3 protein-coding genes are annotated in these 2,208 nt (G+C 71.3%); all 3 read right to left on the bottom strand.

Annotation, left to right across the window (positions count from 1 at the left end):
- Positions 1–39: 39 nt before the first annotated feature.
- Positions 40–969, bottom strand: coding sequence for a bifunctional DNA primase/polymerase (locus tag U9R90_RS35675; protein WP_411061610.1), 930 nt, complete (start codon positions 967–969; stop codon positions 40–42).
- Between the two features lie 85 nt (positions 970–1,054).
- The gene (locus tag U9R90_RS35670; RefSeq protein ID WP_411061609.1) at positions 1,055–1,543 is read right to left on the bottom strand and encodes a hypothetical protein; all 489 of its coding nucleotides are present in this window, start codon (positions 1,541–1,543) and stop codon (positions 1,055–1,057) included.
- Positions 1,544–1,545: 2 nt separating this feature from the next.
- The gene (locus U9R90_RS35665) at positions 1,546–2,148 is read right to left on the bottom strand and encodes a hypothetical protein (protein WP_411061607.1); all 603 of its coding nucleotides are present in this window, start codon (positions 2,146–2,148) and stop codon (positions 1,546–1,548) included.
- Between the last annotated feature and the right edge of the window lie 60 nt (positions 2,149–2,208).

The raw sequence follows: 2,208 nt of genomic DNA, 5'->3' as shown, positions 1-2,208 counted from the left end.
ACGGGGTGCGGGTAAGGCTCTTAGGGGCAGGGCGGGGGGTCATGCCGCTTTGCCCCCTGCCCTGCTTCGGGTGGAGTTGTGGGCAATGGACCAGTCCAGTCCTCGCCGGATCACGTCGTCGTAGTAGCGCTGCGACTGAGTGGCGTTGGAGGCCGCAGCCCCACTAAGAGCCTGCTCAACCTGCGCGCGGGTGAGGTCGCCCGACGCGACCAGCCGACCCAGGGCACGGGCGGCGCGCAGCACGGTGGCGTTGCGGCTGCCGTCGGTGGCCGTGGCGACGTTCCGCGTCTCGTTGGCGAGAGCTACATCCGCATATCGGCGGGATTGCCCCATGATGGCGCTCAGGGGTGCCCGTGCGGGCTTGGGGGCCGGATGCAGGATGCTTTGGAGCCATGCGGGCACAGCGGCCGTTTCAGAGGCGCACAGAGCCTCGTACGTTCCCGCGGGGGTGATGCTGCCTGCCGCCACGACGTATCCGCCACGGGCTCGGGTGTCGACCAACGGGGCGATGGTTCCTGCGGTGTTGGTCAGCCGGACGCCGTCCGGGGCGGTGAAGTACAGGTGCATCCCGCCGCTCGCAGTCCGCACCCGGTAGGTGTCGGGGACGGTGTGCCCGGCGCGCTCGCAGAGCGCCGTGAAGGTCGCCGCGCCGCAAGGCGCGTCCGCACTGCCCTTGTCCTTGGGCATGTCCAGGTCGACGACCAGCAGCCCGGACGGGCCGGTGGCGATGCCGACGTTGAACGCGCCGCGCGCCCAGGCGACGCGGATGCGGTCCGTGTCGGTGGTGGCCCGCTGCTCCCACTTGGCGTGTCCGGCCGCGCACGCGCCGGTGCGGGGGCAGGACGCTTCCCCGTGCAGGGCTGGGCGCTTGGTGCCGGGGCGCAGGGGGAAGACGTGCCAGCCGCGCTCCGCGGCGGTGAGTGCGGCGTCCAGCAGGGACGCTCGCGTGTGGTCGGTGGGTTGGGTCATGCTGGAGACCTCCACAGGTCTGTAGTGGGCAGGTGGACAAGGGCGGCCCCGGACTTTGCCGAGACGGGGGCCGCCCTTGGCGTATTCAGGCGTTGGGCCGCTCTGGGCGCTGTTCCCGTTTGGCCCAGGCCGCGTACTGCTGGCGGACGTAGTAGCGCGGGCCGCAGATGACCGGGGCGTGGTCCAGGTCCATCAGGTACACGGCGGCGGCTTCGGCCGTCTCGGAGGTATCGCCGCAGATGCCGGAGGCTTCGTCCGCCAGCGCGATGCGGTCCAGGACTGCGGCCTTGCGCAGGTAGTAGTCCCGGTCCAGTTCGGTGAAGCATTCGGCGGAGGCGGCGGCGTGCGTGGTCCAGCCGATTTCGCTGAGGATGCTCGGGGCGAGGGTGTAGGCGGTCTCCGGGTCCGGCCACGGCTGGCCCGCGGGGCGGTGGTCGGCCCTGACGTACAGGCGGTTCCGCTTGCCGTCACGGGAGGGGTAGAAGGTCACGGTGCCAGCGGTGAACGCGCTATCCAGGGCGGCAACGATGTGCTCAGTTTCGGTGGGGTCGCAGATGACGCGGATCTCGAACACGGTTAGATCTCCTTTTCCCTGGTGGGGAGTTGGGGCAGGCCCGCGGTGTGCAGGGCCTTGGGGTCGTAGCCGGGCAGCGTCGCGCGGGTGATGAGCGCGGCGGCGAGCTGTTCGGCGTAGGCGGCGCCGCTGCGGGCTACTTCGGTCTGTGCGTCGGCGCGCAGGGCTTCCACGCGTTCCACGTGTGCGTGCTCTGCGTGGCGCTCGCCCATGTGCCGCTCGAACGCGACGCGTTCGCGGCGGTCGGTGCGCCACAGCCGGGCGAGCAGGATGTAGGCGAGGATGGTGGCGATCGCCCACAGCAAGAGCGGCAGCGCGAGACCGTCGGCGTATCCGGCGACCCCGGCCAGCGCCAGGGCGGCGGAGGCGCCGAAGCCGGTGGCGGCCAGTTCCGGACTGCCGTGGCGGCCGTTGATGGCACTCGCCCCGGCCGCCGCGGCACCGAGAGCGAGAGCACCCATCAGCACAGCGTTGCCGACACTGTGTTCGGCGCCGTTGGCGTTCCAGATCCGCGCCAGGGCCAGCACCGTGGACGTCGCCAGGGCAGGCGCGGCCTTCGGGGCGGCGTGGGTGAGCCAGTGGTGGGCGACGATGGGTTCGTGCACGACCAGCTCCTTAGGTGTCGATGCTGCGCAGGGCGTCGGTGACCGCGGTGACCAGGTCGT

Origin of the sequence: Streptomyces sp. E11-3, assembly GCF_046540415.1 — a bacterium.
Taxonomy (GTDB): domain Bacteria; phylum Actinomycetota; class Actinomycetes; order Streptomycetales; family Streptomycetaceae; genus Streptomyces.
Note: the sequence above shows the minus strand (reverse complement) of the source record. Positions and strands in the feature narration are given on the sequence as shown.